The organism is Pseudomonas sp. FP453 (genome assembly GCF_030687495.1).
Classification (GTDB): domain Bacteria; phylum Pseudomonadota; class Gammaproteobacteria; order Pseudomonadales; family Pseudomonadaceae; genus Aquipseudomonas.
Window position 1 is genome coordinate 4,536,777 of record NZ_CP117435.1, and the last position, 24,986, is coordinate 4,561,762.

17 protein-coding genes, 1 other RNA gene and 1 pseudogene are annotated in these 24,986 nt (G+C 61.1%); 9 read left to right on the forward strand and 10 right to left on the reverse strand.

The genetic code is table 11. The features are described from left to right. Window positions 1–26 precede the first annotated feature (26 nt). Complete coding sequence (locus PSH87_RS20545) at window positions 27–785, forward strand: ABC transporter substrate-binding protein (RefSeq protein ID WP_305430886.1); 759 nt, start codon at window positions 27–29, stop codon at window positions 783–785. Here the strand turns inward: PSH87_RS20545 and PSH87_RS20550 are convergent. Next, the gene (locus tag PSH87_RS20550) at window positions 736–1,635 is read right to left on the reverse strand and encodes a DMT family transporter (protein ID WP_305430887.1); all 900 of its coding nucleotides are present in this window, start codon (window positions 1,633–1,635) and stop codon (window positions 736–738) included. The two genes, PSH87_RS20545 and PSH87_RS20550, sit on opposite strands and share 50 nt — an antisense overlap. 102 nt (window positions 1,636–1,737) lie before the next feature. Between PSH87_RS20550 and PSH87_RS20555 the strand changes: the two genes are divergently transcribed. Further along, a complete protein-coding gene (locus PSH87_RS20555) occupies window positions 1,738–2,601 on the forward strand; it encodes a LysR family transcriptional regulator (RefSeq protein WP_305430888.1) in 864 nt (287 codons plus the stop codon). Window positions 2,602–2,724: 123 nt separating this feature from the next. On the opposite strand, the gene PSH87_RS20560 is transcribed toward PSH87_RS20555, so the two are convergent. Continuing rightward, complete coding sequence (locus PSH87_RS20560) at window positions 2,725–3,312, reverse strand: hypothetical protein (protein ID WP_305430890.1); 588 nt, start codon at window positions 3,310–3,312, stop codon at window positions 2,725–2,727. A gap of 1 nt (window position 3,313) precedes the next feature. Beyond that, on the reverse strand, window positions 3,314–4,360 hold the full coding sequence (locus tag PSH87_RS20565; RefSeq protein WP_305430892.1) for an N-acetylmuramidase family protein: 1,047 nt from the start codon (window positions 4,358–4,360) through the stop codon (window positions 3,314–3,316). Between the two features lie 341 nt (window positions 4,361–4,701). On the opposite strand from PSH87_RS20565, the gene PSH87_RS20570 reads away from it, so the two are divergent. Next, the gene (locus tag PSH87_RS20570; RefSeq protein WP_017739594.1) at window positions 4,702–6,078 is read left to right on the forward strand and encodes an AAA family ATPase; all 1,377 of its coding nucleotides are present in this window, start codon (window positions 4,702–4,704) and stop codon (window positions 6,076–6,078) included. Then, window positions 6,075–6,800, forward strand: coding sequence for a retron system putative HNH endonuclease (locus PSH87_RS20575; RefSeq protein ID WP_017739593.1), 726 nt, complete (start codon window positions 6,075–6,077; stop codon window positions 6,798–6,800). Before PSH87_RS20570 ends, PSH87_RS20575 begins: the two co-directional genes overlap by 4 nt. A gap of 116 nt (window positions 6,801–6,916) precedes the next feature. Here PSH87_RS20575 and ffs read toward each other — a convergent pair. From ffs to PSH87_RS20605, 6 genes and pseudogenes are all read right to left on the reverse strand, one after another. Continuing rightward, window positions 6,917–7,013, reverse strand: an RNA gene (gene ffs / locus PSH87_RS20580) — signal recognition particle sRNA small type. 238 nt (window positions 7,014–7,251) lie between these two features. Continuing rightward, window positions 7,252–8,418, reverse strand: a complete 1,167-nt coding sequence (locus tag PSH87_RS20585) for a putative zinc-binding metallopeptidase (RefSeq protein ID WP_017739592.1) — start codon at window positions 8,416–8,418, stop codon at window positions 7,252–7,254. Between the two features lie 121 nt (window positions 8,419–8,539). Then, window positions 8,540–10,902 (reverse strand): annotated as a pseudogene (gene ligA, locus PSH87_RS20590) (NAD-dependent DNA ligase LigA). A gap of 64 nt (window positions 10,903–10,966) precedes the next feature. Beyond that, on the reverse strand, window positions 10,967–11,830 hold the full coding sequence (gene zipA / locus PSH87_RS20595; RefSeq protein ID WP_017739590.1) for a cell division protein ZipA: 864 nt from the start codon (window positions 11,828–11,830) through the stop codon (window positions 10,967–10,969). Window positions 11,831–12,089: 259 nt separating this feature from the next. Then, window positions 12,090–15,578: a chromosome segregation protein SMC gene (gene smc, locus PSH87_RS20600; RefSeq protein ID WP_305430896.1), complete on the reverse strand. Its 3,489-nt coding sequence runs from the start codon at window positions 15,576–15,578 to the stop codon at window positions 12,090–12,092. Window positions 15,579–15,580: 2 nt separating this feature from the next. Beyond that, window positions 15,581–16,240 (reverse strand): GntR family transcriptional regulator, encoded by a 660-nt coding sequence (locus PSH87_RS20605; protein WP_124526631.1) that lies wholly within the window; start codon window positions 16,238–16,240, stop codon window positions 15,581–15,583. Window positions 16,241–16,520: 280 nt separating this feature from the next. Between PSH87_RS20605 and xdhA the strand changes: the two genes are divergently transcribed. The 4 genes from xdhA (at window position 16,521) to guaD (ending at window position 22,640) form a co-directional block, all read left to right on the forward strand. Then, window positions 16,521–17,969, forward strand: coding sequence for a xanthine dehydrogenase small subunit (gene xdhA, locus PSH87_RS20610; protein WP_305430897.1), 1,449 nt, complete (start codon window positions 16,521–16,523; stop codon window positions 17,967–17,969). Then, window positions 17,962–20,361, forward strand: coding sequence for a xanthine dehydrogenase molybdopterin binding subunit (gene xdhB, locus PSH87_RS20615; protein WP_305430899.1), 2,400 nt, complete (start codon window positions 17,962–17,964; stop codon window positions 20,359–20,361). Before xdhA ends, xdhB begins: the two co-directional genes overlap by 8 nt. A 122-nt stretch (window positions 20,362–20,483) precedes the next feature. Then, window positions 20,484–21,323: a xanthine dehydrogenase accessory protein XdhC gene (gene xdhC, locus PSH87_RS20620; protein WP_305430901.1), complete on the forward strand. Its 840-nt coding sequence runs from the start codon at window positions 20,484–20,486 to the stop codon at window positions 21,321–21,323. 12 nt (window positions 21,324–21,335) lie between these two features. Continuing rightward, window positions 21,336–22,640, forward strand: a complete 1,305-nt coding sequence (gene guaD / locus PSH87_RS20625) for a guanine deaminase (RefSeq protein WP_305430903.1) — start codon at window positions 21,336–21,338, stop codon at window positions 22,638–22,640. A 156-nt stretch (window positions 22,641–22,796) separates the two neighbouring features. Here guaD and PSH87_RS20630 read toward each other — a convergent pair whose 3' ends face one another. Continuing rightward, entirely contained in the window at window positions 22,797–23,561 is a 765-nt protein-coding gene (locus PSH87_RS20630) for a GntR family transcriptional regulator (RefSeq protein WP_017739583.1), read from the reverse strand. Between the two features lie 214 nt (window positions 23,562–23,775). Here PSH87_RS20630 and PSH87_RS20635 point away from each other — a divergent pair, with 214 nt between their 5' ends. Further along, window positions 23,776–24,966, forward strand: coding sequence for a benzoate/H(+) symporter BenE family transporter (locus tag PSH87_RS20635; protein ID WP_017739582.1), 1,191 nt, complete (start codon window positions 23,776–23,778; stop codon window positions 24,964–24,966). Window positions 24,967–24,986: the final 20 nt, after the last annotated feature.

The following is a 24,986-nucleotide window of genomic DNA, read 5'->3' on the forward strand; positions in this document are numbered from 1 at the left end:
CGAAAAGGCCTGAACCCGGAGAGCATATGCGCGTAGTCCTGGGCGCTTTATGGATGATTGCCACGGCTAGCCTGGCGGCGCCTGCACCGCTGCGTTTCTCGGTTTCCGACAGTTGGGCGATGCCCATGGTGCAAGTGGAGGACGGCCGGCCGACCCAGGGTATTTTGTATGACTTGATGTCCAGCCTCGCCACCCAGGTCGGGCACCCGGCGCACTTCCACGTGCTGGCCCGGGCGCGCATCGCCGCCGCCATGGAGCACGGCGAGATTGATGTGCGCTGTTATGTCGCCCAGGCGTGGGTCGATGACATGTCCGGCGACTACACCTGGAGCGTGCCGCTGTTTGTGCAGCGCAACCTGCTGGTCAGCACCCATGTGCCCGCGCAGGCCGTGGAGTTGAGCAAGCTGGCGCCGCAGTTGATCGGCACGGTGCTCAACTACCGCTACAGCACCCTCGACCCCTTGTTCGCCAGCGGCCAGCTCACCCGTGACGACGCCCGCAGTGAAGAGCAGGTGCTGCACAAACTGGTGGCCGGTCGCTTCAAGTACGCAGTCGCCAATGAATGGATACTCGACCGCTTCAACCAACGCCTGGCGCCCGGCCGGCGCTTGCACAAAGTCGCGGTGCTCGAAGAACAAAGCCTGGGCTGCACCGTGCGCAACGACCCGAATGTGCCGGTGCAACGCATCCTGCGCACCTTGTTGCGGATGAAAATGTCCGGCGAGATCGACGACATCATCCAGTTGTACACCGGGGATCGCGCAACCAGCGCCCCTCCAGACTGATCGCCGCCACACTGGCCAGCACGATCACCCCGCCCAGCACCACTTGCGCGGCAATCTGCTCGCCGAGCAGCGTCGCGGCCATCAGCATGGCCACTGGCGGGATCAGGTACATCGCCACCGACGCGCGGCTGACCTCGACATGCTTCAACACATAGGCCCAGGCCAGGTACGCCAAGGCACTGGGGAAAATCCCCAGCACCAGCACCGCCAGGTTCTCCGCCAACGGCGCCTGCGCCACGGCGGCGGGCAGGCCTGGCAGGTTGACGCACAGCATCAAGGTGCCCGCCCACACCATGTAACACGCCAGCGTCAGCGGGCTGTAGCGATGGGAATAATGTTTCTGGATGGCGAAATACACACTCCACGACAGCGCCGCCAGCAGGATCGACAGGCCACGCGGGTCGATGCCTGCCACGCCCTGATCGCCCCAGATCACCACCAGCACGCCCAGCAAGCCGAGCAACACACACCCCCAGCGCCAGCCGCTGACCCGCTCCTTCAAGGCGAAAAATGCGATCAACACACTAAACAGTGGCGCCGATTGCGCCAATACGCTGGACGCCGCCGCCGTGACGAATTGCTGCCCATAGTTGAGGCTGGTGTGGTGCAGGAACACGCCGAAAAAACCCAGCACCAGTAACCATGGCAGATCCCGCAGGCGCGGCCGGCCAATGCCCAGCACCAGCGCCACGCCGCCCATGAACAGCGACGCAATCACAAACCGCAGCAACGCCAATTGCCCGGGACTGTAGCTGTGCAGCCCCATGTGCACGCCAATCGGCGAATAGGCCCAACAGAGGATGACGCTGGCAACCACTAGCGTAAGCTTCACGGGTGACGGGGATTTCATCGAAGGCATCCAGAAACAGAGAAGGAATGCCGTCAGTCTTGGCCCCGGTCACCCGCAGGACAATTAACCGTTTCTGACTTCTGCAATCACTGGAACTGAGCAATGGAACTGGCCCAACTGAAGATGGTGCGAGCCGTGGCGCAAACCGGCAGCGTGGCCCAGGCCGCCGTGCAATTGCACTGCGTGCCGTCCAACATCACCACGCGCATCAAGCAACTGGAAAACGAGTTGGGCACACCGCTGTTTATCCGAGCCGGACGCGGGCTGGCGATCAGTGCCGCTGGCGAGATCTTCCTGGAGTACTGCGAGCGCATCCTCGCGTTGGTGGACGAATCCAAACGCGCCGTGGACGCCAGCGCCATCCCCCGTGGCACCTTGCGCATCGGCGCGGTGGAATCCAGCGCCAGCGGGCGTTTGCCGCCGCTGCTGGCGGAGTATCACCGGCGTTACCCGGACGTCAGCCTGGAGTTGGTGACCGGCGCCTGGAGCCAACTGCTCGACGACCTGCAACACCACCGCCTGGACGTGGCACTGGTGGCCAGCGGCGGCAAGCGCGCCAAGCTCGAACACAGCGTGGTCTACAGCGAACGCCTGGTGCTGATCGCCAGCGCGTCCAGCGCGCCGATCCACAGCGCCGCAGACCTGGCCGGACGCACGCTGCTGGTATGGCCGCCGGGCTGCCCCTATCGCGCGGCGCTGGAGAACTGGGTCAAGCCTCAAGCGTTCAAGCCGAGCATCGCCAGTTATGCCAGCTGGGGCACGATCATCGGTTGCGTCAGCGCGGGGATTGGCGTGGCGTTGGCGCCGGAGGGCATTCTGGCGCGGTATGAGCAGGCCAATCAGCTGGCGTCGTATCGGTTTGAGGAGTTGCAGGCGGTGGACAACCTGCTGTTCTGGCACGCGGACACCCAGCGGCATCTGGCGAGGGATGCGTTCGCTGGGCTGCTGCGCGAAACCTTTGGCTGACACACAACATAACTGTGGAAGCTGGCTTCTGTGGGAGCTGGCTTGCCTGCGATGCAGGCACCTCGGTCTGTCAGTGATACCGAGGTGATGCTATCGCAGGCAAGCCAGCTCCCACAGTCTAGGTCAGCCTCCAGGGGCATTTAGGCGCGCGTACTGATCCTGGCTAATCCAACCAATAAACGATCGATTCTGCGCATTGATAAACTCAACCTGCGCCCAGCCATCCTTGACGGCCAACACGCCCACCACATCATCCTTGACGATATACGGACGCTTGGCCGCCTTGGCCCCCGGGGTTTTCAGCAGGAAAACCTTATCGACGGACACCGTCACCAAGCCAATCCACTGTTTATTCGCGGTCTGGGTCAGGTCCAACCCGGTGGCAATCTCCGGCATCAACACGCTCATGCAACCGGGATGCTGGCGGCCCTGCTCCACGGTCAAGGTCACGCCGTCGGCGGACGGCGTCACGCTGCCAGGGTAGGCATCGACGAGCCAGGTGGTCAGCACGTTCCCGCTGCCTTGTAGGTAGAACGCACATCGGCTGACGCCCTCACCCAGCTCTTCCGCGTAAAAACCTTCCACCCGGTGCTCGGGCGTCACCGCCAGCATCAGCCCTTCATACGTGCCCGAATGCAGCGCAGGCGCACCCGCAAACGCCGGGGCCACGGCGCACAACGACAACACACCCATCGTCAGAACACGGTTCATCTTATTTTTTCCCTTCAAGCGTGTTGTAGGCTTTTTCGATAAGCACGTCATAGTTACCGTAATCCTTGCCGTTATAGTTACGGGCCATGGCCACGTAATCCTTGTCTTTCATGGCCTTCATCAGTGCCGGGCTCTGGCTGCAAAAACTCAGGAACGCCCTTAGTTGGCTGCCGGCATTGATCTTCAATGCCGCGACAAACTCAAACACCGTCTTGTAACCGCACGCCGCGAAGTTGAAACCCATGACCTGAAACATGCCCCATGACGCCGACATCAACGCCGCGTCCTGATCCAACGCAAAGGCGGTGGCCATGGTCTCCCAGGCCTTGACCTGGTCCTTGTTGTTGACCTGCCACTGCGGCCCGGCTTTGCGCACATAGGGATACGACAGCAGCGGATGCGCCTGGTCGTAGATGTGCTTGGTGTACTTGCGAAACAGGTGCCCTTCAAAGGCGATCACCGGCAACTTCGCCGGCCCGAAGCCCGAGCGCCCGCCCGATTCGACTGTGGCAAAGGCCTTGATGATATTTACCGAAATGCCATTGCCCACCTGCTTGGCGGCGTTCTGGAAGTCCGTTTCAGTCAGGGTCATGCCCCCGTCGCACGTGGCCTGGAGCACCAACTGGCGGTTGCGCCGCTCGGCCTCGACCATGGCGCGCATGCGGTCCAGGTACACATTGACCGTGGCCTGCACCGCATCGCCCTGGTTATTGCCGAACACATTGAGAAAGCTCGGGATGCGCATCGCCGGGAACGCCTTCACCGGCACTTTCACCGCTTCTTCGATCAGGCTGTTGAAGGTGCGACCCGTGGGATCGATCACCCCATCGGGGTGCGCGTACTTGAGATGGCGGAACTGATACTGGCTGATGCACTGCACCAATTGGCCGTCGCACTTGCCGTTCTCGGCCAGCGGAAAACCCAGCTTGGGAATGATCAGATTGAACAAGTACTGGATGCACTGCACATCGGCGGGCAAGTTGCGGGCTTTACCGGGAGCGCCCACCGACGCACTGATAAGACGGGGCAACCCTTGCAGGCTTTTCATCACAAACATCCTTGTTAGTTAAAGAAGTGATGGCACTTCAATATCAATTCCGTGCACTTGTCACATTCTGAAACAAGTGGCCGGCGCAAACTAACAAGGTGGTTTTGGCTTGTAAAGTGGGAGGATCGAGAGTTGTGAGATAGCAATCGAATGGTATACGACGATCGACGACTTTCAGGCTACTGCCCCGAATGTCCTCCCGGTAGAGTCCGGCGGTGGTGCTTCTGCCAAGCTAGGTTTGCTTAGCATTTTCATCATTTCCCTTTAGTATGCTGTACCCCCCAAAAACGCGGAGGGATACACCCTATGCTTGGTCAGATAATCGAATCGGAGAAACAACTGTGAGGCTCGACAAACTGCGCGTGCAGAACTACCGCTGCTTTGGAGAGTTCGAGATCGACTTCGACCCTCATCTGACCGTATTGATCGCCTCCAACGGAGGTGGTAAAACCACCATTCTGGATGCCGCGCGAGTTGCCCTATGGCCTTTTGTCAAAGGCTTTGACTTGGGGAGCCAGACCGGAAAATCCGCAACAATCCAAATCGACGACGTACGTCTTGCCCACCTTGCCAGCGGCAACATGGAGCCTCAGATTGCCAGTGTGATCGAAGCATGGGGGCCTTGGTCACCCAGTGAAACTGATAACAACTGGTTGCAGCAGCGTACGAGCCTGAAGAAATCAACCAACACCCTTGGTGATATCGGCTCGAAAGCACTGACGGGATACGGCAAGTCTCTTCAGGAAAAAGTACGGAGCGATGAGCCCGTCGTGTTGCCACTGGTTACTTATCTGGGGACCTCGCGCCTTTGGTTCGAGGGTCGCTTCACTTCGGCAGCTGCCCAAACCACTCTCGATAAAACTGAGTATTCCAGAACATCGGGGTATCTGAACTGTCTTTCCTACTCGTCGAGCTTCAAAACCTTTACTGCTTGGTACGTCTGGATTTATCGCAGCTATCGGGAAGCTCAGGTAATCGCGCTTGAGCGCAATGCAGCGATGTCCGTTCTTGGTGTTCGATTCGGGCAGATCATCAAGTCCGTCAAAGAAGCGATTGATCGATTGATACAGGCCCCGACAGGCTGGCATAGCCTGGAATACAGTGAGAGCCATCAACAACAACTGATCATGCATCATCCAGAACAAGGAATATTGCCGGTAGAGATGCTCAGTGACGGACTGCGTAACGCCATTGCAATGGTTGCTGACTTGGCCTTTCGTGCTTGCAAGCTCAACCCTCAGCTGGGAGATCAGGCGCCTTTGCAAACGCCGGGCATTGCGTTGATCGACGAGGTGGATATGTTTCTCCACCCTCATTGGCAACAGACAATCCTGGGCTCATTGCGTGAAGCCTTCCCAGCTATGCAATTCATTGTCACAACGCACAGCCCACAAGTCCTAAGTACCGTGCGGCGCGAAAACATTCGAGTCATTGGCAAGGATGTGCAGGGCAACTTGATCGCCTCGCCACCACTGGCGATGACCTATGGCGAGCCGAGCAGCAGCGTTTTACATAGCGTCATGCAGGTAGATCCTCAGCCTCCGGTCATCGAAAAGCCCGATTTGTTAAAACTCACGGAATGGGTAGACAAGGGGCGCTTCGACGAGCAACCGGCGATTGAATTGATGACGCAGCTTACAAACGCATTAAGTGAACAACATCCCCAGCTTCAGCGCCTCCAACGCAGTATCAAACGGCAAAGAGCACTAAAAAAATGAGGGCCGTTCACAAACAGGGCCAAGGCCCGTATCAACTGAATAACTCACATGCAAACCCACCACAGACGGCCAAGGCCGCGGACAGCCGATGGTCAGGGTTTGGCTATAAACAGCAGGTACTTGGCTACCTGCTTGAAGAGCAATATGGTCTGTGTTGCTACAGTGAAATTCGACCCGACCAGCTCAGCCTGGGGCTGCATATAGAGCATGTCGAAAACAAAAGCCAAAACCCACAGCGTACGTTCGATTACGACAACCTCGCGGCCTCAGCACTAGACAGCGAAACAGATCTGCATCACTTCAAAGGCCGGGCGTCAGAAGTCTTTGGCGGACACGCCCTTGGGAAATCGGATTCAGTTGATATCCAGCGCTTTGTGTCCTGCCATCAAGCTGATTGCAGCCGTTTTTTTTCCTACCTGTCCGATGGACGGATTGTCCCTGCTGACGGCTTATCTGCTCAGGATGAAGACCGAGCCCTCTACACCATTGACTTGCTCAACTTGAATAGCTTCGTCCTGAAGGACTTACGCCAGCAATGGTGGGACGAACTGTCGGTGCTTTTCGATGATCATGTTGAACAGGATATGAGCCTCTCCTGCCTTGCAGGCATTGACCTCGTTCCTCGTGGGAAACAACTGAGCCCTTTCTTCAGCATCACACGGAACTTCTTTGGCAGCATTGCTGAAGAAGTACTGGAGGAGAATGCCCCCCACCTGAGATGAACTGGAAAACTGTGAAATAGCCGTCACAACTGCGCAATAAACCGGCCAGGTGACTGAATAAAGATTTTTGATTTGGCGCAGAAGAGGTACTGCAAGGGAGAGCGTTATGGAGGCAACCCCACCAGCCACACCCCGGCACACAATGTTCCCGCTGTGGCTGCTGCCTTCCGGCTCTGACCAGGTTCACGGGTAATCGTTGCGGGGGGACCGATGGGGTCACCATAACGACGCCTGCCTCTCGGCAAGCGGGGCCATTGTACCGATCTCATCGGAAGTTACAACCGTTGGTGCTGGAATAAAAACATCTGGCGGTTCAAGCACTTGCCCACGGCCTCAGCCAGTACATCGCCCCCTGTGGGGGCTGGCTTGCCTGCGATGCAGGCACCTCGGTGTATCTGTTGGACTGAGGTGATGCTATCGCAGGCAAGCCAGCTCCCACAGAAAAGCCAATTCATTGGGCCTGGAGGACTTGGTCCGCCCGGCCGCCCTCTTCCTGGATCACCAGATGGATGAAGTGCAGCTTGGCGATCACCGCCGGTGGCAGCACGAAGGGATAGAAATCCGGCTGGCCCATGCTGCGCGACAGTTCGTTGAGCATGCCGGCCAGTTCGATCCAGGCGTTGACGAACGACAGGAACGCCACGCCGCCCGGATGTTCGGGGTCGTAGAGGGTGCTGAGGGGGAATGGCTGGTAATCCAGGTCCATCTCGCGGGCGCTCATGCCAAAGCCCAGCGCGGTGTCGACGGCATCCATCATGTGCAGGTAGTGGGCCCAGGTTTCGGCCCAATCTTCCCAGGGGTGCATGGTGGCGTAGGCGCTGACGCAGGTCTGTTGCCAGTCGGGACGCGGGCCGTTCTGGTAATGCTGGTCGAGGGCGTCGGCATAGCTGGCGCGTTCGTCGCCGAACAGGCGACGAAACGGTTCAATCCAATGGGTATTGGCGATCAGGCGATCCCAGTAGTAATGGCCGACTTCATGACGAAAATGCCCAAGCAAGGTGCGGTAAGGCTCACGCATCTGTACGCGAACTTTCTCACGATGGGCGTCGTCGGCTTCCTTGATGTCGAGGGTGATCAGGCCGTTGGCGTGGCCGGTCATGGGCGCGTTGCCTTCGAGGTCGATACCGACAAAATCGAAGGCCAGGCCGCTGTCTTCGTCGACGCTCTTGGGCACCACTTGCAAACCGAGGCTGATGAGCTGGGCCACCAGGCGGCGCTTGGCGATCTCCACTTTGCGCCAGCGTTCGGGGTTTTCCGGGATAGACAGGTCGGGGATGGTGCGGTTGAGGCTGCACGCCACGCACAGTGGCGCGGTGCTATGGGCGGGGATCAGCCAGTTGCAGGCGGCCGGAGTGTCGAGGTTGGCGCAGCGGCGGAAGGCGCCGGCTTCCAGGTTGCCGTCTTGTAGCCAGGTGCCGACCACGGGGCCGGGTTGCAGGGAGGCGAGCCGGCTTTGTTGCGGTTGATAGCCCAGCAGGGCCTGACAGGCCAGGCATTGGCTGTTGCGGAAAAACAGGGATTGGCCGCAGCGGCATTGCCACACCTTGCCGTCGCGGGATGGCCCGGCCACGAAAGGGGCGGCGATGCGTGAACTGAGCTGCTCGAAGTAGCGGAACATGGCGATCTCTCCCCTGGATGACAGAGACTAGATCATTTCCAGGGTGAGATCGTTCCGCTTTCCTACAAGGGGGGCTGCTGCGCAGCCCAGCGGGAGCAAGCTCCCTCGCCACAGGGCGCGATCAGACGGTGATGTTGTGCTTGGCCAGGAAGGCGACGAAGGCTTCTTCGTCGAGAACCTTGAGCCCCAGTTCGCTGGCCTTGGCCAGTTTCGAACCGGCGCCCGGGCCAGCCACCACGCAATGGGTTTTCGCCGAGACGGAACCCGCCACCTTGGCGCCAAGGCTTTCGAGTTTGTCCTTGGCCACGTCGCGGCTCATCAGCTCCAGGGAGCCGGTGAGCACCCAGGTGTGACCGGCTTCGGGCAAGCCTTCGACGACCTTCTTCTCGCTGTGCCAATGCATGCCGAAGTCCTTGAGCTGCTGCTCGATGGCCAGGGCACGGTTGGCGTTGTCAGGATTGTCGAAAAACTCACGCACGGCCTTGGCCTGCTTCTCCGGCAGCGCCTGGCGCATGTCCAGCCAGTCCGCCTTGATCACGCCTTCGAGGCTGCCGAACTTGTCCGCGAGTTTCTGCGCAGCACCCGGGCCGACGCTCGGCACATGCAGCTTGTCGAGCAAGCCGCCCAAGGTGGTGCTGGCGGCGAACTCGGCGCTCAGGTCGCCCTGCTCCTGCAATTGCAGGCCGCACTCGTCCGGCGACAGCAACGCGCCGATCACTTCCTGGTTATGGCTGTCCTCAAAGAAGCTGTGGATCTCGTGCGCCACTTCCAGGCCCACGTCCGGCAAGTACGTCAGCACTTCCGGCAAGGCCTTCTGCACGCGCTCCAGGGACGCCAGGGAGCGCGCCAGCACCTTGGCCGTCTCCTCGCCCACGTCGGGGATGCCCAGCGCATAGATAAAGCGCGCCAGGGTCGGTGTCTTGCTGTTTTCGATGGCGGCGATCAGCTTCTTGCTGGAGATGTCGGCGAAGCCTTCCAGGTCGATGATCTGCTCGTACTTGAGCTTGTAGAGATCCGCCGGCGAGCCGATGAGTTTTTCGTCCACCAGTTGCTCGATGGTCTTGTCGCCCAGGCCGTCGATGTCCATGGCCCGGCGCGAGACGAAATGGATGATTGCCTGCTTGAGCTGCGCGCCACACGCCAGGCGCCCGACGCAACGGTACACCGCACCTTCGCTGACGGTTTCCTTGCCCTTGCTGCGTTTGACCAGCTGGGTGCGTTCCACATGGGAACCGCACACTGGGCAGCTTTCGGGGATCGGCACGGCGCGGGCGTCTTCCGGGCGGCGTTCGAGCACCACGGAGACGACTTGCGGGATCACGTCCCCGGCGCGGCGGATAATCACGGTATCGCCGATCATCACGCCCAGGCGCGCCACTTCATCCATGTTGTGCAAGGTCGCGTTGGACACGGTCACGCCCGCGACCTTGACTGGCTTCAAGCGCGCCACCGGGGTGACGGCGCCGGTGCGGCCGACCTGGAATTCCACGTCGAGCAGTTCGGTCAGCTCTTCCAGGGCCGGGAATTTATGCGCGATAGCCCAGCGCGGCTCACGGGCGCGGAAGCCCAGCTCGCGCTGGTAGGCAATGCTGTTGACCTTGAACACCACGCCGTCGATCTCATACGGCAGGCTGTTGCGGCGCTCGCCGATGTCGCGGTAGTAATCCAGGCAATCCTGAATGCCCTTGGCCAGTTTCAGCTCGTGGCTGATGGGCATGCCCCACTTTTGCAATTGTTGCAGGTTGCCGATATGGGTGTCGCTGATGTCGGTGGTCACGCCGTAGCAGCAGAACTCCAGCGGGCGGCTGGCGGTGATCTTCGAATCCAGCTGGCGCAGGCTGCCGGCGGCGGCGTTGCGCGGGTTGGCGAAGGTCTTGCCGCCGACTTCCAGCTGCGAGGCGTTGAGCCGCTCGAAACCGGCCTTGGACATGAACACTTCGCCACGCACTTCCAGGGTCGCCGGCCAGCCGCTGCCGTGCAGTTTCAGCGGGATATTGCGCACGGTGCGCACATTGACGCTGATGTCTTCGCCGGTGGTGCCGTCGCCACGGGTGGCGCCGCGTACCAGTTCGCCATCCTGATACAGCAGGCTGACCGCCAGGCCGTCCAGCTTGGGTTCGCAGCTGTATTCCACCACCGCGCCGCCGCCGAACAGATCACCGGCCGGCAGGTCCAGGCCCCCCTCGTTCACGCGGCGATCAAATTCGAGCATGGTGGTTTCATCGAATGCGTTGCCAAGGCTGAGCATCGGCACTTCATGCTTGACCTGGGTGAACGCCGACAACGCCGCACTGCCCACACGCTGTGTCGGCGAATCCCGCGTGACCAGCTCCGGATGCTCGACCTCCAGGGCCTTGAGCTCGTGGAACAAGCGGTCGTACTCGGCGTCCGGGATGCTCGGCTCGTCGAGAGGACGTGGTAACGGTAGTTGTGCTGATCCAGTTCAGCGCGCAGTTCGAGGATGCGGGTGTGGGCGGCGGTCATGGGTGTTCTCTCATAAAGCAAAAGAGCAGCCGAAGCTGCTCAAATGTTGGTGCGCTTATTCTACTCAGCGTTTTTGTGTCAGGGCGCGACGCTCGAACTCGACGATGCGCTGACGGTAATGTTCGATGGTCTGCGCAGTGAGGACGCTGCGTTGGTCGTCCTTCAGCTCGCCGTTCAGTTCCTGGGACAGCTTGCGCGCTGCAGCCACCATCACGTCGAACGCTTGTTTCGGGTGACGCGGGCCTGGCAGGCCGAGGAAGAAGCTCACGGCCGGGGTGCTGAACAGGTCGATGTCGTCCAGGTCAAAGGTGCCCGGCTTGACCGCGTTGGCCATGGAGAACAGCACTTCGCCGTTGCCGGCCATGCTTTCGTGACGGTGGAAGATATCCATCTCGCCAAAACGCAGGCCGCTTTCGAGGATGTTCTGCAACAGCGCCGGGCCTTTGAAACCGGCAGCGTCGCGGCAGATCACGCTGATCACCAGCACTTCTTCAGCGGCTGGCTGGTCGTTGACCGATTGGCGCGGCGCGGGCTTGCCGACGTTTTCATCCGGGAAGTCATCGTCGCGGCTGCTGAAGCTCGGGCCATCATCGACGTCGAGGTTCAGGTCGCCCTGATGCGGCTCGGCCACGGCGGCACTGGCACGCTTGCCACGCTTGGACGACGGCTCGCGGGCTTCACGCAGCGGCGCGCTCATCGACGGCAGGTCGTGCTCGTCCAGTTGCGGTTCTTTATGGGTATCCAGCACACGGGGCGGCCCCAGCAGCTCGGCGGCGCCGTCGTCGTCTGGCAGGTTGGACAGGTTGCGGTCCAGGCGAAACTTAAGCTTGCCCTTGCCGCCGCGCATCCGGCGCCAGCCATCAAAAAGAATACCGGCAATGACAATAATGCCGATGACGATCAGCCACTCGCGCAGACCGATTTCCATGTAATCCCGTGCCTCTAATAAAAAATGCTGAAAAATAAGGGGTTTAGCACCGTGCAAACCGCTTTAAAACGTGGCGCCAACTCTATGTTCTGACTGACGTTTTGCCCACGCACACGAAAAATTGACATTAAACTAGCACGACCAAAGATAACTTTACACCGTCTGTCAAAATGCCTTGAACAATTATGTCGTTAGGCCATCTTTGCCAGACCGGTAAAACACCTTACATCCTGCTGAAAATTCTCTTTCGAAGCCTGGGTCAGGATTCCACCATCGCCATTGCTTCTTCCACATCCACCGCCACCAAACGCGAACAGCCCGGTTCATGCATCGTTACGCCCATCAACTGATCAGCCATTTCCATGGCGATCTTGTTGTGGGTGATATAGATGAACTGCACGGTCTGGGACATCTCTTTAACCAGTCGTGCATAGCGTCCAACGTTAGCGTCATCCAGCGGTGCGTCAACTTCATCGAGCATGCAGAACGGCGCCGGGTTCAACTTGAAGATGGCAAATACCAGGGCCAATGCGGTCAGGGCTTTTTCGCCGCCGGACAACAAATGGATGGTGCTGTTCTTCTTGCCCGGAGGCCGCGCCATGATCGTTACCCCTGTATCGAGTAGATCTTCGCCCGTCAGTTCCAAGTAAGCGCTGCCACCGCCGAAAACTTTCGGGAATAACGCCTGTAAACCGCTATTAATCTGATCAAAGGTATCTTTGAAGCGGTTGCGGGTTTCCTTGTCGATCTTGCGGATCACGTTTTCCAAGGTATCCAGGGCTTCGACCAAGTCGGCGTCCTGCGCGTCCAGATAACGTTTACGCTCGGATTGTTGCTGGTATTCGTCGATGGCCGCGAGGTTGATCGCGCCCAGGCGTTGAATGCGCGCGGCAATCCGCTCCAGTTCTTCTTCGGCGTCTTTCTCGTTGGCCTGGGTGGTCAACGTGTTGAGCACGCCGTGCAAGTCGTAGCCGTCTTCCAGCAACTGGTCTTGCAGGGTCTTGCGGCGCACGGTCAGGGCTTGCCATTCCATGCGCTGTTGTTCGAGTTGGCCGCGGATCAACTGGGATTGCTGCTCGGCCTGGGTCCGGCGTTTTTCGGCATCACGCAGTTCGCGGTCGGCGTCTTCCAGGGCGATTTGCGCGGTCTTGAGTTCTTCGTCGACGGTCATGCGCTTGTCGAGCAATTCTTCGAGCTTGAGGCGCAACTCTTCCAGCGGCGCTTCGCCCTCTTCCAGGTTGAGGCTCAGTTGCTCGCGCTTTTCGGTGAGGCGTTCGGACTGCATCTCCAGGCGCTCAAGGGCCTGGGCGGTGGACGCATGCTGGGCCTTGAGCGAGCCGAGGCGCACCGCCAGTTGGTGGGCGTGATCCTTGTGCTGGCGGGCTTCCTGGCGCACGCGGTCGAGGCGTTCGCGCAGGCTGTCGCGCTGGGCCAGCAACAGTTCGCGCTGCTCGGTGTCGAGGGCCATGCTGTCGAGGGCGTCCTGCAACTGCAGGCGCGCTTCGCCGATCTGTTCGTGTTCCAGGGCGCGCTGTTCGCCCATCTCGGCGACTTCTTCGTCGAGGCGGGTACGGCGCAGGGTCAGCTGTTCGGCCTTGGCCTTGCTCGCGGAGAGCTGGGCCTTGAGTTCACCTTGCTGGCGCGCTTCGTCCTGCAACAGGCGGCGCAGGTGTTCGCGACCGGTCTCTTGCTGGCGCTGGGTGGCGCGCAGGGTTTGCAGTTGGGTTTCCAGACTTTCCAGGGTGGCTTCGCGCTCTTCGCGCTCGGCGATCAGGTTGACGATTTCCTGGCCACGGGCCAATACACCGCTTTCCGCTTCGCTGGCGCGGCGCACCCGCAGGAAGTGCCGGCCGACCCAATAGCCGTCGCGGCTGATCAGGCTTTCGCCGGCCGCCAGTTGACCGCGCTGGGCCAGGGCTTGCTCAAGTGATTCAACCGGCTTGACCGGCCCCAGCCACGGCGACAGATCAATCGCCGCCTCAACCTTGTCCAGCAAGCTGCCGGGCACCCGCTGGCCATCGGCAGCAGGGCTGAGCAAGCGCAGGTCGCCCTGGGTAAAACCGGCCAGGTCGAAACCGCCAAAGTCATCCACCAGCACGGCTTGCAGGTCGGCGCCCAGCACGGTTTCCACCGCCAGCTCCCAACCCGCTTCGACTTTCAAACCCTCGGCCAGGCGCGGGCGCTCGGCCAGATGCTGGTCGCGCAGCCATTCGGCGGTGCCGGTGCCGGGGTCCAACGCCGCTTGTTGCAACGCTTCAAGGGACGCCAGCCGGCCGTTAAGCCGCTGCAAATCGCCCTGGGCCTGCTGCTGCGCCTGGGTCGCCTGTTGCAGTTGCTGACGCAGTTGCTCCAGGCGCTCCACTTGTTGTTCTTCGCTGGCTTCCAGCTCCTCAAGCGTCATTTCGCTTTCGGCCAGTTGCTCGCTCAGCTCCATGATCGCCGCGTCTTCCGGGTCGGCGGCGAGCAGCACGCGCTCTTCCTGCAAGCGGCGCTGGCGCTCGGCCAAGCGCTCCATGCTGGTTTCCAGTTGCTGGATGCGCGACTGCTGCACCTCGGCCTGGCGGCGCGGCTCGGCGGATTGCAGGTTGAACGTGTCCCACTGCTCTTGCCAGCCGTGCATGGTGCTTTCGGATTCTTCCAGGGCGGCGGCGGCTTCTTCGGCGGCAGCGCTGGTGACTTCCTGCTCGGGGGTGAGCATGTCCAGTTCTTCACCGAGGGTCAGCAGCAAGGTGCGGTCGTGACCCAGGTGGGATTCAGTCTCCAGGCGCGCGCGTTCGGCTTCCTTCAAGTCATCCTGCAACTGGCGCAAACGCTGCTGGCCGTGCTGGATGCTCTGCTCGACGCGAGCAATATCGCCGCCCACCGAATAGAAGCGGCCCTGCACCAGATTGAAGCGCTCGGACAAATCATGGTGCCCGTCACGCAGGCGTTCGATGCTGGCGTCGGCATTGCGCTGTTCGGCCACCAGCGCTTCAAAGCTGATTTCCTGGGTGCCGATGATCGCCTCGCGCTGGCCGACCTGCTCGTTCAGCGCCTGCCAGCGCAGGGCCGACAGTTGGGCCTTGAGCTGGCGCTCTTCGCCCTTGTATTCCTGATACTTCTCGGCCGCCTGGGCCTGGCGGTGCAGGCGCTCCAACTGGCGCTCCAGCTCTTCGCGCAGGTCGGTGAGGCGGGCGAGGTTTTCGTGGGTGCGGCGGATGCGGTTTTCGGTCTCGCGGCGGCGCTCCTTGTACTTGGAGATGCCGGCCGCTTCCTCGATAAAGTTGCGCAGGTCTTCGGGCTTGGCTTCGATCAGCTTGGAGATCATGCCCTGCTCGATGATCGAGTAGCTGCGCGGGCCCAGGCCGGTGCCGAGGAAAATATCGGTGATATCCCGACGGCGACACTTGGTGCCGTTGAGGAAATAACTGTTCTGGCTGTCGCGGGTCACTTTGCGGCGAATCGAGATTTCCGCGTAGGCCGCGTACTCGCCAATCAAGGTGCCATCGGAGTTGTCGAACACCAGTTCGATACTGGCCTGGCTCACCGGCTTACGGCTGGTGGAGCCGTTGAAGATGACGTCGGTCATCGACTCGCCGCGCAGGTTTTTGGCCGAGCTCTCGCCCATCACCCAACGGACGGCGTCGATGATGTTCGACTTGCCGCAACCATTGGGCCCGACCACCGCCGCCATATTACTGGGGAAGTTCACCGTGGTCGGGTCGACGAAGGATTTGAACCCCGCCAGTTTGATGCACTTGAGCCGCACGTTTAGGCGTCCGCCAACGCAGCAATGACCAACGAGCAGCTGCGCTCGCCGTAAGCCGACAACACCTGGCGGATCTGTGGCAGGTCACGGGCGAGGACGGCTGCGAGCAATTGCTCGAACAGCACCAGGTATTCGCTCATGGACGCCTTGCGCTGATCCAGGGCCAGGTAATAGGCGCGGTTCATCGCCGGCTGCAGGTTTTCCACGGTTTCCTGCAAGTACGGGTTGTTGGCGAAGGGGTACGCGGCGCGCATCACGTTGAAGCTTTCTTCGACGAAGGCGCGGATGTCCTGGCGCTCGAAATTGGTCACCAGGCGCTGCTGGATCTGCACGAACGGCGCCATGTCGGCCTGGGTCTGCCAGCCTTGGGCGACCGCATTGCCGAGCAGGATGTACAACTCGCCCATCAGCGTGCACAGGCTCTGCACCTTGTGCGCGGTGAGTTCGGTGACGTGGGCGCCACGGCGCGGCAGGATCGCGATCAGGTGGCGGCGTTCGAGGATCAGCAAGGCTTCGCGCACGGAACCACGGCTGACATTAAGCGCCAGCGTGACCTTTTGCTCCTGGATCCGCTCCCCAGGCTTGAGTTCGCCGCGAATGATGCGTTCGGCGAGGTGGTGAGCGATTTGCTCGGCGAGGCTGTCCGGCGCCTTGAACGTCATGTTTTACCTTCAAAATCTTCTATCGATACAAGCGCGGCAGTGTAGCGCATTGGCCCGCTGATGGCGCTACGCCCACCGTGGCGAATTTGGCACGGAATAAGCAGCGTGGAAAACGCAAAAGCCCCTGAAAACGCCGGTTCCAGAAGACTGGACCATAATTGAAAGTGTTGCGACCGGATTTTCTTGACCTTCTGGTCAGAAAATCGTTGACCGAAAAGTCAGACATGACTAGATTCGGCGCAAAGCGGTTAACAACAATAATGAGTCTGCGAGGCCTTCCGTGATCCAGTTTTTACTTAACCAGGAACTCCGTAGCGAGCACGCCCTGGACCCCAATCTCACTGTGCTCAACTACCTGCGTGAGCACCTGGGCAAATCCGGTACCAAGGAAGGCTGCGCCAGCGGCGACTGCGGCGCGTGCACCGTGGTGGTCGGCGAGCTGCACACCGATGCGCAAGGCGCGGAGCAGATTCGTTACCGCAGCCTCAACTCGTGCCTGACCTTTGTCTCGTCCCTGCACGGCAAGCAATTGATCAGCGTCGAAGACCTCAAGCACCAGGGCCAACTGCACAGCGTGCAACAGGCGATGGTCGAGTGCCACGGCTCGCAATGCGGCTTTTGCACCCCCGGTTTCGTCATGTCGTTGTTCGCCCTGCAAAAGAACAGCGACGCCCCCGACAGCCAGAAAGCCCACGAAGCCCTGGCCGGCAACCTGTGCCGCTGCACCGGTTATCGGCCGATCCTCGCCGCCGCCGAACAGGCCTGCTGCAACAAGCCGCAGGATCAGTTCGACAGCCGCCAGGCCGACACCATCGCCCGCCTCAAAGCCATCGCGCCGACGCAAACCGGCGAACTCAACAGCGGCGACAAACGCTGCCTGGTGCCGCTGACCGTCGCCGACCTGGCCGACCTCTACGACTCCTATCCGCAAGCCCGTCTGCTGGCCGGCGGCACCGACCTGGCGCTGGAAGTCACCCAGTTCCACCGCACGCTGCCGGTGATGATCTACGTCGGCAACATCGAAGAGATGAAGCGCATCGACGACTTCGCCGATCGCCTGGAAATCGGCGCCGCCACCGCCCTCTCCGATTGCTACACAGCACTGCACCACGAATACCCGGACTTCGGCGAGTTGCTGCACCGCTTCGCCTCCTTGCAGATCCGCAACCAGGGCACCCTCGGCGGCAATATCGGCAACGCTTCGCCCATCGGCGATTCGCCGCCGCTGCTGATCGCCCTCGGTGCGCAGGTCGTGCTGTGCAAGGGCAACACCCGGCGCACCTTGGCGCTCGAAGACTACTTCATCGACTACCGCGTCACCGCGCGCCAGGACAGCGAGTTCATCGAGAAGATCATCGTGCCGAAGGGCCACGCGCTGTTCCGCGCCTACAAGGTGTCCAAGCGCCTGGACGATGATATTTCCGCCGTCTGTGCCGCGTTCAACCTGAAGATCGACAACGGCGTGATCCGCGAAGCCCGCGTCGCCTTCGGCGGCATGGCTGCCACGCCGAAACGCGCGAAAAGCTGCGAAGCCGTGCTGGTCGGCGCCACCTGGAACAGCGCCACCGTGGAGAAAGCCTGTGCCGCCCTGGCCGAAGATTTCACCCCGCTGTCAGACTTCCGTGCCAGCAAGGAATACCGCCTGCTCAGTGCGCAGAACCTGCTGCGCAAATACTTCATCGAACTGCAAACGCCGCACATCGAGACTCGGGTGACCGCTTATGTCTAACCATCACGCCGTCGTTAAAACCCAAGCCGAACTGGCCGAGCTGTTCGCCCAGGACCTCACCTCCGGTGTCGGCCGCAGCGTCAAGCATGACAGCGCCGCCAAGCATGTTTCCGGTGAAGCGCAGTACATCGATGACCGCCTGGAATTCCCCAACCAGCTGCACCTGTATGCGCGCATGTCCGACCGCGCCCACGCCCGCATCATCAGCATCGACACCGCGCCCTGCTACGCGTTTGAAGGTGTGCGCATCGCGATCACCCACGAAGACGTGCCCGGCCTGAAAGACATCGGCCCGTTGATGCCTGGCGATCCGCTGCTGGCCATCGACACGGTGCAGTTTGTCGGCCAGGTCGTGCTCGCCGTCGCCGCCCGTGACCTGGAAACCGCGCGCAAAGCGGCGATGGCGGCGGTGATCGAATATGAAGACCTGGAACCGGTGCTGGACGTGGTCGAGGCCTTCCGCAAGAAACACTTCGTGCTCGACAGCCACACCCACCAACGCGGCGATTCAGCCAGCGCACTGGCGTCGGCGAAACACCGCATCCAGGGCACCCTGCACATCGGCGGCCAGGAACACTTCTACCTGGAGACGCAGATCTCCTCGGTGATGCCCACCGAAGACGGCGGCATGATCGTCTACTGCTCCACGCAAAACCCCACCGAAGTGCAAAAACTGGTGGCCGAAGTGCTGGACGTGTCGATGAATAAAATCGTCGTGGATATGCGCCGCATGGGCGGCGGTTTCGGCGGCAAGGAAACCCAGGCCGCCAGCCCGGCGTGCCTGTGCGCCGTGGTCGCACGCCTCACCGGCCAGCCGACCAAGATGCGCCTGCCGCGTGTCGAAGACATGCTGATGACCGGCAAGCGCCACCCCTTCTATATCGAATACGACGTGGGCTTTGACGACAGCGGCCGCCTGCACGGGATCAACCTCGACCTGGCCGGCAACTGCGGCTGCTCGCCGGACTTGTCCAACTCGATTGTCGACCGCGCGATGTTCCACTCCGACAACTCGTATTACCTGGGCGATGCCACGGTCAACGGCCATCGCTGCAAGACCAACACCGCGTCCAACACTGCCTATCGCGGCTTCGGCGGCCCACAAGGCATGGTCGCCATCGAAGAGGTGATGGACGCCATTGCCCGCCATCTGGCCCTCGATCCGCTGGCCGTGCGCAAGGTCAACTACTACGGCAAGACCGAGCGCAACGTCACCCACTACTACCAGACCGTCGAGCACAACCTGCTCGAAGAGATGACCGCCGAGCTTGAGGCCAGCAGCCAATACGCCGAGCGCCGCGAAGCGATCCGCCTGTACAACGCCCACAGCCCGATCCTGAAAAAAGGCCTGGCGCTGACTCCGGTGAAATTCGGTATTTCGTTTACCGCCAGTTTCCTCAACCAGGCCGGTGCGCTGATCCACATCTACACCGACGGCAGCATCCACCTGAACCACGGCGGCACCGAGATGGGCCAGGGCTTGAACACCAAGGTCGCGCAGGTGGTGGCCGAAGTGTTCCAGGTGGAAATCGACCGCGTGCAGATCACCGCCACCAACACCGACAAGGTGCCCAACACCTCGCCGACCGCCGCCTCCAGCGGCGCCGACCTGAACGGCAAGGCCGCGCAGAACGCCGCCGAAATCATCAAGCAGCGCCTGGTGGAATTCGCCGCGCGCAAGTTCGATGTGAGCGAAGCGGATGTGCAATTCCACAACGGCCACGTGCGCGTGCGCGAGCAGATCCTCACGTTCGAGGCGCTGATCCAGCAGGCGTATTTCGCCCAGGTGTCGCTGTCGAGCACCGGGTTCTACAAGACCCCGAAAATCTTCTACGACCGCAGCCAGTCGCGCGGGCGGCCGTTCTACTACTTCGCCTTCGGCGCGGCGTGCTGCGAAGTGATCGTCGATACGCTGACCGGCGAATACAAGATGCTGCGCACCGACATCCTCCACGACGTGGGCGCTTCGCTGAACCCGGCCATCGACATCGGCCAGGTGGAAGGCGGGTTTATCCAGGGCATGGGCTGGCTGACCATGGAAGAGCTGGTGTGGAACAACAAAGGCAAGCTGATGACCAACGGCCCGGCCAGCTACAAGATCCCGGCGGTGGCGGACATGCCGCTGGACCTGCGGGTGAAGCTGGTGGAAAACCGCAAGAACCCGGAAGACACGGTGTTCCATTCCAAGGCCGTGGGCGAACCGCCGTTCATGCTGGGGATTGCCTCGTGGTGTGCGATCAAGGATGCGGTGGCGAGTTTGGGTGACTATCGGTATCAGCCCAAGATCGATGCGCCGGCGACGCCGGAGCGGGTGCTTTGGGGGTGTGAGCAGATGCGGCAGTTGACGGCGGCTTCGCCTGTGGAAACTGAAACCGAGTTGGCTTCGCTTTAGGACCGAGGTGCTGCCATCGCAGGCAAGCCAGCTCCCACATTTTGAGCGTGAACACCGTCAAATGTGGGAGCTGGCTTGCCTGCGATAGCGGCCTGACTGACAACAGCAATGTTGAGGTAGACATGAACAACTGGATCAGCGCCCTCGCCCACCTGCAAGCCAGCGGCGAACCCTGCGTACTGGTAACCATCATCGAAGAACTCGGCTCCACCCCGCGCAACGCCGGTTCCAAGATGGTCATCAGCGCCGCCCAGACCTTCGACACGATCGGCGGCGGGCATCTGGAATACAAGGCGATGCAGATTGCCCGCGACATGCTCGTGCGTGGCCAGCAGAACACCCATCTGGAGCGCTTCAGCCTCGGTGCGAGCCTGGGCCAGTGCTGCGGCGGCGTGACCGTGCTGCTGTTCGAGCCCATGGGCCAGGTGCAGGCACAGATCGCGGTGTTTGGCGCCGGTCATGTCGGCCGTGCGTTGGTGCCGCTGCTGGCGAGCCTGCCGTGTCGGGTGCGCTGGATCGATTCCCGCGAGCAGGAGTTTCCAGCACATATCCCCGAAGGCGTGCGTAAAATCGTCAGCGAAGAGCCGGTCGATGAAATTGCCGACCTGCCGGTGGGCAGTTACTGCATCGTCATGACCCACAATCACGCGCTGGACCTGGAACTCACCGCCGCCCTGCTCAAACGCAATGACTTCGCCTACTTCGGCCTGATCGGCTCCAAGACCAAACGGGTCAAGTTCGAACATCGCCTGCGTGACCGCGGCTTCGACGCCGCACAGTTGCAACGCATGCGCTGCCCCATGGGCCTCACCGAGGTGAAGGGCAAGTTGCCGGTGGAGATCGCGATCTCCATCGCCGGCGAAATCATCGCCACCTATAACGCCAATTTCGGCCAGCACACCGCCAGCGCCGAACCGATTGCCAAACTGCTGCCGGCGTCGCGTCGCAGCCAAGCCATTTGAATCGAGATGACCATGCCTTTGACTCGCAAAGCCTACCGTGCCGCCATTCTGCACAGCATCGCCGACCCCGCCGAAGTGGGCATCGAAGCCTCTTATGAGTATTTCGAAGACGGCCTGCTGGTGATCGAAAACGGCAAGATCAGCGCCGTCGGCCATGCCAGCGATTTGCTGCCGACCCTGCCCGCCGATATCGACATCACCCATCACCAGGACGCGTTGATCACCCCCGGCCTGATCGACACCCATATCCACCTGCCCCAGACCGGCATGGTCGGCGCCTACGGCGAACAGTTGCTGGACTGGCTCAACACCTACACCTTCCCGTGTGAAAGCCAATTCGCCGACAAGGACCACGCCGAGGAAGTTGCCGACATCTTCATCAAGGAACTCCTACGCAACGGCACCACCACCGCCCTGGTGTTTGGCAGCGTGCATCCGCAGTCGGTGAACGCATTTTTTGAAGCGGCCGAAAAGCTCGACCTGCGCATGATCGCCGGCAAAGTGATGATGGACCGCAACGCCCCGGACTACCTGACCGACACCGCCGAATCCGGCTACCAGGAAAGCAAGGCGCTGATCGAGCGCTGGCACGGCAAGGGCCGCCTGCACTACGCCGTCACGCCACGCTTTGCACCGACCAGCACGCCGGAACAACTGGCGCTGGCCGGGCAACTGCTGGGGGAATACCCGGACCTCTACATGCAGACCCACATCAGTGAGAACAAGCAGGAAATCGAGTGGGTAAAAGAACTATTCCCTGAGCGTAACGGTTACCTGGATGTGTACGACCACTACAAATTGCTCGGCGAGCGCTCGGTGTTTGCCCACGGCGTACACCTGTGCGACGACGAGTGCGCGCGGCTGGCGGAGACCGGTTCGGCCGTGGCGTTCTGCCCGACCTCGAACCTGTTCCTCGGCAGTGGCTTGTTCAACCTGCCGATGGCGGAAAAGCACAAACTGAATGTCGGCCTGGGCACCGACGTGGGCGGCGGCACCAGCTTCTCGCTGCTGCAAACCCTGAACGAAGCCTACAAGGTCATGCAGTTGCAGGGCGCGCGGTTGAGCCCGTTCAAGTCGCTGTATCTCGCCACCTTGGGCGGCGCGCGGGCGCTGCGCCTGGAAGACAAGATCGGTACCTTGCAGCCGGGCACGGATGCGGACTTTTTGGTGCTGGATTACAACGCTACGCCGCTGCTGAGCTATCGCTTGAAGCAGGCGAATGACATTGCCGAGACGTTGTTTGTGCTGATGACGCTGGGGGATGATCGGACGGTGTTGCAGACGTATGCGGCGGGTGCTCTGGTGCACCAACGCTGATTTCAGAACCACCACAAAACAAATGTGGGAGCTGGCTTGCCTGCGATGGCATCACCTGGGTCTAACTGAAAGACCGAGGTGCCTGCATCGCAGGCAAGCCAGCTCCCACAAGAGCCAGCTCCCACACAAGCTCAGCGCCCACATTGTTGATCGGGTTTACAGCTTTACAGACGAGCGCCCCGGCTTCTTGGTCTGCAACAAATGCGAAAACACCGCATGCAAATCATCCGACGCGCTTTCCTCATCGAGGTTGAGCTTGCTGTCGATGTGATCCATGTGATGCATCATCAGATCCACCGCCAACACCGCGTCCCGCGCTTCGATCGCGTCGATCAACTGGGTGTGCTCATCGTACGAGCAGTGCGAGCGGTTGCCGCTTTCGTACTGGGCGATGATCAGCGACGTCTGGGACACCAGGCTGCGCTGGAAGCTGATCAGCGGCGCGTTCTTCGCTGCTTCGGCCAACTTGAGGTGGAACTCGCCGGAGAGACGGATACCCGCACCCCGGTCGCCACGGGAAAAGCTGTCGCGCTCGTCGTTGACCATCTGGCGCAACTCGGCCAGTTGCTCGGCCGTGGCATGCTGCACCGCCAGTTCGGTGATCGCGCGCTCCACCAGACGCCGCGCCATGAAGACCTGGCGGGCCTCTTCGACACTCGGGCTGGCCACCACGGCACCGCGATTGGGCCGCAGCAGCACCACGCCTTCATGGGCCAGGCGCGACAGCGCGCGGCGAATGATGGTGCGGCTGACGCCGAAAATTTCGCCCAGTGCCTCTTCGCTCAATTTGGTGCCGGGTGCCAGGCGTTGTTCGAGGATCGCCTCGAAGATATGCGCGTAGACGATATCGTCCTGGGTTCCGCTGCGACCGGCCTTGCCGGCTCGCGGTTGTTTCTTGAGAGGTTGCAACTGTTCGTTCATGGGCACTCGGGTCGGGAGAACGGCGGCGAAATAACGGTAATACGGCAACAACGTGTTGCTGGCAAGTATCACCTAAAAACAGCGCACATTGTACACAACCGCATGCGCCAACACACTGTACGGCTGTTTGTGGCTTCGGCTGTATTGCAATGAGTGGTTACGTTTGAGTTTAGGCTTGAATTCGCTTTTTCATAGGTAGAAGGAACACCGCTCCATGACCGATGCCACCCAAGCGCCTCTGCGCCCGCTGGCCGACACGTCTCCATCGGCCGTCGTCGCCGGTTTTATCGCCATGATGACCGGCTACACCAGCTCCCTGGTGCTGATGTTCCAGGCCGGACAAGCCGCCGGCTTGACCACGGCACAGATTTCTTCCTGGATCTGGGCGATTTCCATCGGCATGGCGGTGTGCAGCATCGGCTTGTCGCTGCGCTACCGCACGCCTATCACCATTGCCTGGTCGACGCCCGGCGCGGCGCTGCTGATCACCAGCCTGGGCGGGGTGAGTTATGGCGAGGCGATTGGCGCCTACATCACTTGCGCGGTGCTGGTGACAATCTGCGGGTTGACCGGCAGCTTTGAAAAGCTGGTCAAACGCATTCCGGCGTCCTTGGCGGCCGCCTTGCTGGCGGGGATCCTGTTCAAGATCGGCAGCGAGATCTTCGTCGCCGCCCAACACCGTACCGGCCTGGTGCTGGGGATGTTTTTCACTTACCTGATCATCAAGCGCCTGTCGCCGCGTTATGCGGTGCTGGCTGCACTGGTGATCGGCACCGTATTGTCCGGGCTGATGGGCCTCCTGGATTTCAGCGGCTTTCACCTGGAAGTGGCGACGCCGGTGTGGACCACCCCGCACTTCTCCCTGGCCGCGACCATCAGCATCGGCATCCCGCTGTTCGTGGTGGCGATGACCTCGCAAAACATGCCGGGCGTCGCGGTGCTGCGGGCGGACGGGTACAACGTGCCCGCCTCCCCGTTGATCACCGCCACCGGCCTGGCCTCGCTGGTGCTGGCGCCCTTCGGCTCCCACGGCATCAACCTGGCGGCGATCAGCGCGGCGATCTGCACCGGGCCCCACGCCCATGAAGACCGCAACAAGCGCTACACGGCAGCGGTCTGGTGCGGGGTGTTCTACGGGATGGCCGGGGTGTTTGGCGCGACGCTGGCGGCACTGTTCGCCGCCTTGCCCAAGGAACTGGTGCTGTCGATTGCGGCATTGGCGCTGTTTGGCTCGATCATCAATGGCCTGAGCATCGCCATGAATGAGCCGAAGGAACGGGAAGCGGCGCTGATCACCTTTATGGTCACGGCGTCTGGCTTGACGCTGTTTTCCATCGGCTCGGCGTTCTGGGGGATTGTCGCGGGGGTGTTGACGCTGCTGATTCTGAATTGGCGCAAGGCATAAAAAAACGGCGACCCTCAGGT

Coding starts and splice junctions, on each gene's coding strand:
- PSH87_RS20545 (WP_305430886.1), top strand. CDS start 27: ATGCGCGTAGTCCTGGGCGCTTTATGGATGATTGCCACGGCTAGCCTG.
- PSH87_RS20550 (WP_305430887.1), bottom strand. CDS start 1,635: ATGAAATCCCCGTCACCCGTGAAGCTTACGCTAGTGGTTGCCAGCGTC.
- PSH87_RS20555 (WP_305430888.1), top strand. CDS start 1,738: ATGGAACTGGCCCAACTGAAGATGGTGCGAGCCGTGGCGCAAACCGGC.
- PSH87_RS20560 (WP_305430890.1), bottom strand. CDS start 3,312: ATGAACCGTGTTCTGACGATGGGTGTGTTGTCGTTGTGCGCCGTGGCC.
- PSH87_RS20565 (WP_305430892.1), bottom strand. CDS start 4,360: ATGAAAAGCCTGCAAGGGTTGCCCCGTCTTATCAGTGCGTCGGTGGGC.
- PSH87_RS20575 (WP_017739593.1), top strand. CDS start 6,075: ATGAGGGCCGTTCACAAACAGGGCCAAGGCCCGTATCAACTGAATAAC.
- PSH87_RS20585 (WP_017739592.1), bottom strand. CDS start 8,418: ATGTTCCGCTACTTCGAGCAGCTCAGTTCACGCATCGCCGCCCCTTTC.
- zipA (WP_017739590.1), bottom strand. CDS start 11,830: ATGGAAATCGGTCTGCGCGAGTGGCTGATCGTCATCGGCATTATTGTC.
- PSH87_RS20605 (WP_124526631.1), bottom strand. CDS start 16,240: ATGACGTTCAAGGCGCCGGACAGCCTCGCCGAGCAAATCGCTCACCAC.
- xdhB (WP_305430899.1), top strand. CDS start 17,962: ATGTCTAACCATCACGCCGTCGTTAAAACCCAAGCCGAACTGGCCGAG.
- xdhC (WP_305430901.1), top strand. CDS start 20,484: ATGAACAACTGGATCAGCGCCCTCGCCCACCTGCAAGCCAGCGGCGAA.
- guaD (WP_305430903.1), top strand. CDS start 21,336: ATGCCTTTGACTCGCAAAGCCTACCGTGCCGCCATTCTGCACAGCATC.
- PSH87_RS20630 (WP_017739583.1), bottom strand. CDS start 23,561: ATGAACGAACAGTTGCAACCTCTCAAGAAACAACCGCGAGCCGGCAAG.
- PSH87_RS20635 (WP_017739582.1), top strand. CDS start 23,776: ATGACCGATGCCACCCAAGCGCCTCTGCGCCCGCTGGCCGACACGTCT.